The sequence below is a fragment of the Bacillus sp. FAU20 genome, from assembly GCF_056033865.1.
The window spans coordinates 584808-592334 of record NZ_JBVYHY010000026.1; the positions used below are offsets into that span (position 1 = coordinate 584808).

Annotated in this window: 2 protein-coding genes and 1 pseudogene; all 3 read left to right on the top strand. The window is 33.9% G+C overall.

All coding sequences use genetic code 11. The annotated features are described in order from the left end of the window. Window positions 1-20 precede the first annotated feature (20 nt). A pseudogene (locus AC0OM3_RS24935) lies at window positions 21-610 on the top strand (SGNH/GDSL hydrolase family protein). A 1091-nt stretch (window positions 611-1701) separates the two neighbouring features. Further along, window positions 1702-2955 carry an MFS transporter gene (locus AC0OM3_RS24940; RefSeq protein WP_474213177.1) on the top strand — a complete coding sequence of 418 codons (1254 nt, stop codon included), beginning with the start codon at window positions 1702-1704 and terminating at the stop codon, window positions 2953-2955. A gap of 13 nt (window positions 2956-2968) precedes the next feature. Next, window positions 2969-7525 carry an amino acid adenylation domain-containing protein gene (locus tag AC0OM3_RS24945; protein WP_474213178.1) on the top strand — a complete coding sequence of 1519 codons (4557 nt, stop codon included), beginning with the start codon at window positions 2969-2971 and terminating at the stop codon, window positions 7523-7525. Window positions 7526-7527: the final 2 nt, after the last annotated feature.

The following is a 7527-nucleotide window of genomic DNA, read 5'->3' on the forward strand; positions in this document are numbered from 1 at the left end:
ACAATAAAGGGGGAATACATATGTGGAAGCGATTTGTAGCAATTGGTGATAGTTTTACAGAGGGGATAGGGGATGAAGTTGAGGGAATTGCATTAAAAAGCTGGGTAGATCATTTTGTTCAACTGTGTGAAAAGATATAGAATATGCCAATTTTGCAAAGCGTGGGTTAGTAACTAAAGAAATTCGCTTGCAGCAATTGGAAAAGGCGTTAACTTTTAATCCAAATTTGATTAGTCTCATTGCAGGGGCAAACGATGTTTTAAAAGGACGTTGGAATCACGATGTATATAAGAACGATATGGAATTTATGATAGATACATTAAGTAAAGCAGGGGCGGATATTATTATAGCAAACCTTCCCGATTTTACAGTTAGGCTTCCTTTGGCTTCTGAAAAAAAACAAGTAATAAAAGAACAATTATTAGAGGCAAATGAAGTTATACATTCACTGAGCAGAGAGTATAAGCTTCATCATGTTGATTTTTGGAATCATCATCTAGTTAATGACAATACGCTTTGGTCTAAGGATTTAATTCATCCAAACTCAAAAGGATATGTAAAAGTTGCTGAATTGATTTTTAGTAGTTTGCCTGTACAGAAGACAAAATAATAGTTTGTAATTTAACAAATATGATATTAATTGTATTTAAGCTATGTTTTTTAATAAATGGAAAGAACTAAACATTTAGCAAACAAAGCGTATCTACGATATATTTCTAAAGTAGTGTACAAATACAGAATTACAAGAAAAGATTACCTACGGAAATAGGTGATCTTTAAACATTCTTATACCTAAATTAATATATTAGATTACTAAATAAATTCGTACTACATAAAAATTAAGTTCTTTTATAGAAAAACTGATGATACATTAGCATAAAATATATTATATCTTACAAGAGATTCATAACAACATTATATAATAATATAGTCAAATTATATTTTAGGGATTTATCCCGATTGTGTATAATGTGTAATTTTTTTGAAGCAGTAATGTCTAATAGATTAAATAGGTAGTAAATGTATAGGTTCAATACTATATGATTCAATCTTTGTTATGAGTGCATTAGTAATTGTTAGTATTATATTTTTAATATCTATTTTAGTTATTGGAATTAATTTGAATAGAAAATATGTAGGATAGAGAAAGGTACATATACTTTAATGTATATGTATCTTTTTATTTAGTAGGATTTATAGTCTCTATAAACTATTATGTTAATAAAATTAAAAAACTTTATTCTTAATATCCCTATGGTTAAAGCTATCTATAAAATGAAAATATAACTAAATAATAGTTTTGTTATGATTTGTGGATTTGGTTTTTTATCCGAATTTTCTGATTCAAATATTTCAACTTTATGAATATAGTAGGTGAAATATTTGTGTGATAGTATTTGAGATAGAAAAAAGCCAACTTTAAAAAGGATGTGAATTGAATGTGCAAACAACTGTAAATGGTTATATTAAGGTAATGTTTAACTAAGGTAAAGGTCTATTTTGTAACAGTTGATATAAAGACGAAGAAATAGGTGCACTCTTATTTATCAGACTATTTAAAATATGAGAAACCTTGAGATTAGTCTAGGTTTTGACGAAGTTAAATTCTAGGTGAAATCTTTATAATGATTAATTAGGTTTAATAAAGGGGTACCTTATACGCAAAGGTGTTTATATTAGTAACCTAAGGAGCTTGCTTTTATGAAAACTACTGATTCAAAAGGCCTATTAGGAAATAGGGTTTATTTACAAGTTTTCTCTGCTTATTCATTGCTTATGCTTGGTGTTTTTATTGATATGTTAGCGATTATGACTATAGTTGGATTTGAATGGGAAGTAGATCCTACTATGATTGGATTGATTCCTGTTGCATACGCACTTCCAGGAATTATTTTTGGCTCATGGGCAGGTGTTATTGCAGATCGTTTTAGAAAAATTCCAATTATGATGTTCTGTAATCTAATGGTTGGTCTAATAACGATTGCTCTTTTATTTGTACAAGATATCCACTGGCTCTTAGTAGCATTAATGATTCGTTCCATTTTTATTGTTTTCTATTATCCTGCACAGCAAACACTAACAAGACAGATTGTATCCCCGGATTTGCTTACTAAAGCAGTAAGTATCAACGGAATAGTAGAGCAGGGTACCAAAATAGTAGGCCCGCTTATAGGGGGGATGTTGCTGAGTTGGTTTCAACCAGAGTTCTGCCTCATTATAAGAGCTATAAGTTGTTTATTAGCTACCTTAGTTCTGATACCCACAATAAAATTTAAAGAAACTATATCGAAAGAATTTGTTGAAAAGCAAAAACAAAGTACTTGGACCGCTTGGGTACAAGGATGGAGTTATGTGTTATCTAATCGGATAATATTATCAACTATGATTTTCGTTACAATAGCCATGGCAGTATTACAATTAGTAGACTCACAATTTCCAACTTTATTTAAGAGCTTATTCCCACATGATAAAAGTAAAATGGGATATATCATTTCTATTATTGGTCTTGGCGGAATACTTGGTGCATTACTAACTCAGAAATTAAAACAATTTCAATATGGCTGGGTAGTATGTGGAGGTATGGTTTTAATGGGAATTGGTTTTGGCGGGATCGGTTTGATAACGCCCAGTACGGTCTTCGTTTTGGCCTACTTAATTAGTTTTATCGCTGGTATTGGAAGTGGGCTGATGCTTGTATCTAATCAAGTCATTTTACAAATAGAATCCGATCAAGATCAAGTAGGAAGAGTATTTGGTATTCAAAGCAGTTTAACAAACGCAGTTCTAATTATTTCTCCTGCTATGAGTGGCCCATTAGTGCATTTGTTTGGAGTAACTCAACTCTATGTTTATGGAGGGGGTGGGCTTGTTATTATTGGAGTAATTGGAGTTTCACTGCAGAAATATTTATGGGCTAAACATAAACACGAACCTATAAGAGCAAATAATTTTTGAAGGGGAGATTTTTATGACCAATGAGGAATGTTATCCATTAAGCCATCCGCAGCGAAGAATATGGTATACAGAAGTTATTCATTCTGATAAAGGAATATGTAATTTAAGATTTTTATTTAAACTTCATCGGAAAATGAATTATTCAAAATTAAACCAAGTTGTGAATCGCGTTATCAGTGAAAATGACGGTCTGTGCATTAGGTTAAAAGAAAATGGGCATCAGGAACCAAAACAATATTTTATTAAACATGAAGAACAAGAATTTGAGTTTTTTGATTTCAGTAATGTGGAGAATACAAATTTGCTTGAGGAATGGATTGAGCAGAAAACAAAAGAAACGTTTACATTATTTAATTCAAATTTATACTATTTCGCTTTAATAAAATTAAACGATAATGAATGTGCAGTCTTTGGAAATGTTCATCATATTATTATGGATGGTTTATCAATTCAAATATTTACTGAGCAAATTGCAAAATATTATTATGAAATGCATAACGAGAATGAGGAAGGCGAAATTAAAAATTCATATGTTCAATTCCTGACTAATGAACAAACATACTTGAATAGTAGTCGCTTTCAAAAAGATCAAAAATTCTGGTTAGAGGAATTTAAAACACTGCCATCTGTGACTGGATTGAAGCCCTATAATACGTACCAAGTTAGTACCAAAGCATCACGTGAGACATTTATATTAACGGAGCATTTGAAGAGAAAGATAGAAAAATTTTCTGAAGATTACAAAATTAGTTTATACACTTTTTTTGTTGCTGCTTTCTCGTTGTCCATGTATCGGTGGACTTTATCGCTTGATATTGGTTTAGGAATGGCTTACGGCAACCGTATGACTAAAATGGAACGAAAATTGATTGGAATGATGGTGAGTACCGTTCCTTTAAGAATGGATATTGATCCAGAAGAAGAAGTACTTTCATTTATTAGTAGGGTGTCCAGAAAACAAAGCAAATTATTGAGACACCAGAAATATCCATTTGATTTGTTGTTAAAGCAGATTAATAAAGAGAATAATAGTAATGTGAGACTTTTCGGAACTACGATTGATTATAGGGATCGCGATGAAAGTGGTGACTCACTATGGATTCCAAACCATGAAGAGGTACAAGATTTTGCAGTGCATATTGAAAATCTAATTGATATTGACTCTTTACATGTACATATTGATTATCGTGAGGAGCTATTTTCTAAGGAAGAGATAAAACGGTTTTTTAACGTGATGTTAGCGATAATGGAAAACACTTTTGAAAAACCAAAGCAGAAGGTAGCTGAAATCGAAATCATTTCTGATGAAGATAAAAGAAAAAGTTTAGTTGAGTTCAACAATCCTAAGCTGGATTTCCCATCTCAAGTAACTATTCATGAATTGTTCGAACGGCAAGCGTTGAACTATCCAAGCGATATTGCAGTTACGTATGGCAAAGAAAAAGTTACTTATAGGGAGCTTAATGAACGCGCAAATCAGTTAGCTCATTATTTGCAGAAAAAGGGAGTAAGACCTGATACTTTAGTTGGACTGTGTGTTGAACGTTCCCTCGAAATGATTGTAGGTATTTTAGGAATTTTGAAGGCTGGTGGGGCTTATGTTCCACTTGATCCAACATATCCAGAGCAGCGACTTCAATATATTCTAGAAGATGCTAGCATTCAGTTATTCGTAACGCAAGAAAGTTTAAAAGAATTGAAATGTTTACCAGAAAATGTTAAGTCGATTTTCCTGGATCGTGATCAAGATGAGATTGGGAAAGAAAGTAAGACTTTGCCTGTTTCTGATGTCGGTCCCAAAAATCTGGCATATGTAATCTATACTTCGGGATCAACGGGAAATCCAAAGGGCGTTATGATAGAGCATCACAATGTCATTCGGTTATTTAAATCGACGGATTGTTGGTATCAATTTAATGAAAAAGATACTTGGACGCTTTTTCATTCGTATGCATTTGATTTCTCAGTATGGGAAATTTGGGGAGCATTATTATATGGTGGAAAATTAGTTGTTGTTCCGTACTGGATTAGTCGATCACCTAAGGATTTTTATCAATTATTGGTGGAGGAAGAAGTCACAGTTCTAAATCAGACACCTTCCGCATTTCGACAATTAATACGAGTGTGTGAACAAGAAGATAAGAATAAAAATTTGCAGCTGCGTTACGTAATATTTGGCGGAGAAGCGTTAGAACCTATTAGCTTGTTACCGTGGTTTAAAAGGTATGGGGAGAAAAAACCACAGTTAATTAATATGTATGGAATTACAGAAACTACAGTTCATGTTACATATTATCCAATTACTTTAGATGATGTGCAGCATGCTTCAAGAAGTAATATTGGAAAGCGGATTCCCGATTTAGAAGTGTATATACTAGATGCTTATCAACAACCTGTTCCTATAGGTGTTGATGGTGAACTTTATATTGGTGGAGCAGGATTGGCACGTGGGTATTTAAATAGACCTGAATTAACAGCAGAGCGTTTTATATCTCATCCATTTAGTAGTGATCCGAAAGCAAGATTATACCGGACAGGAGACTTAGCGAGGTATTTGCCAGATGGGAATCTAGATTATCGTGGAAGAATTGATCATCAGGTTAAAATACGTGGTTTCAGAATTGAGATTGGGGAAATTGAGTCTACTTTACATACATATGCATATGTAAAAGAGGCAGTTGTAATTGTAAGAGAAGATCAGCCGGGTGATAAAAGATTAGTAGCATATGTTGTAGGAGATGGAAATGTAGATGCGTGGAGAGAGTATCTTAAAGCGAAACTACCAAGTTATATGGTTCCTGCGGGATTTGTGGCGATGGAAGCTATTCCACTTACAGCTAACGGTAAAGTTGATCGTGAGGCCTTACCTATGCCGGAGAAAAAGCAGATTAATAGTGAATGTGTTGGCCCTCGGAATAGTAACGAACAGATACTAACTACCATTTGGAAGAGAGTATTAGGTGTTAAAAAGGTGGGAATCTATGATAATTTCTTTGAAATTGGTGGCGACTCAATTCTCAGTATTCAAATCATATCTCAAGCAAGTCAAGTGGGGTTAAAACTTACTCCAAAGCAAATGTTTGAATGCCCAACTATCGCTGAGCTGGCACAAGTGGCTATAGAAACGCAGGGAGTACAAGCGGAGCAGGGAATTGTGATAGGTGATGTGCCTCTTACTCCAATTCAGTGCTGGTTCTTCGAGCAAGAACATCCACATACAGAGCATTGGAATCAATCAATGCTTTTAAGAGTAAAAGAAAGATTGGATGTGAAGTTACTAGAGGAAGCGATATTAAATTTACTGAAACATCATGATGCTTTACGTTTCCGGTACGAACAGTTACCAAACGGAACGTGGAGGCAGAGAAATGAAGGGACTGATGAGCTGTCAGTACTCCATGTTGTAAAACGGAATCAAGTTAATGAAAAAGAGTGGAATAAAATAATACAAGAAGAGATGAATATTCATCAAGCTAGTTTCAATTTAATTACTGGTCCGTTAATGAAAGTAGTGTACTTTGAAGATAACTTGACTGAAAATGATCGAATATTCTGGGTGATACATCATTTAGTAGTAGATGGAGTGTCATGGAGGATTCTATTGGAAGATTTACAGGTGGTATATAACCAGATGAAACAAGGTCAAGAAATTCGCTTACCTGCGAAAAGTACATCTTTTAAAGAATGGTCTGAACGACTTCAGACATACAGTGATTCGGGTATTTCAAAAGAAGTAAAGGATTATTGGAATGAACAAGTAGAAAAAGAAACGATGAAAATTCCAATGGACTATCCAATACAAGAAACGACAGAAGAATCGATGGATCAAGTGACGAGGACTTTAGGAATAGAAGAAACACAAGCATTGTTTCACGAAGTTCTAGTCACTCATAAGACAAGGATTGATGAGGTACTATTAACGGCATTAGGACAAGCTATCGTCGATTGTACAAATCAGCAAACCGTTTCTATTCATCTAGAAGGACACGGGAGAGAAGAGATGATTGAAGGTATTGATTTATCAAGGACAGTGGGCTGGTTCACGAGTATTTATCCCGTTCATCTCAATTTTCAAGGAACTCAGACACCTATTGAAGGGTTAAAGGCAGTCAAAGAGCAATTGCGTCGAATCCCAAATCGCGGAGTTGACTATGGTATTTTACGTTACTTGAATAAAGGATTACTTCCGTTTTATCAGCAAAAGCCTTCAATAAGCTTTAACTATTTGGGCCAATTTGATCAGGTGTTTTCAAGGGACTCTTTGTTTATGCAAGAGACAGGATTTACATTTTTAGATCATGCTCCAGATTCCAAACCATCTCATCTAATTGATGTTATCGGAATGGTGAAAGATGAAAAGTTACATTTTATTTGGATGTATAGTAGGGAACAGTTTTCTAAATTAAAAATTCAAGTGATAGCAGATGGTATGTTGAGGCATCTTCGTCAACTTATAAATAAACCAACAACAGAGTCTGCTTTTACGGTATCAGATTTTGCTGATGCAGAGGATCTTACGGAAGAAAGCTTGAGCCAAGTATTACTTAAATTAACAAAGAAGAGGGTGTAAAA

Coding starts and splice junctions, on each gene's coding strand:
- AC0OM3_RS24945 (WP_474213178.1), top strand. CDS start 2,969: ATGACCAATGAGGAATGTTATCCATTAAGCCATCCGCAGCGAAGAATA.
- AC0OM3_RS24940 (WP_474213177.1), top strand. CDS start 1,702: ATGAAAACTACTGATTCAAAAGGCCTATTAGGAAATAGGGTTTATTTA.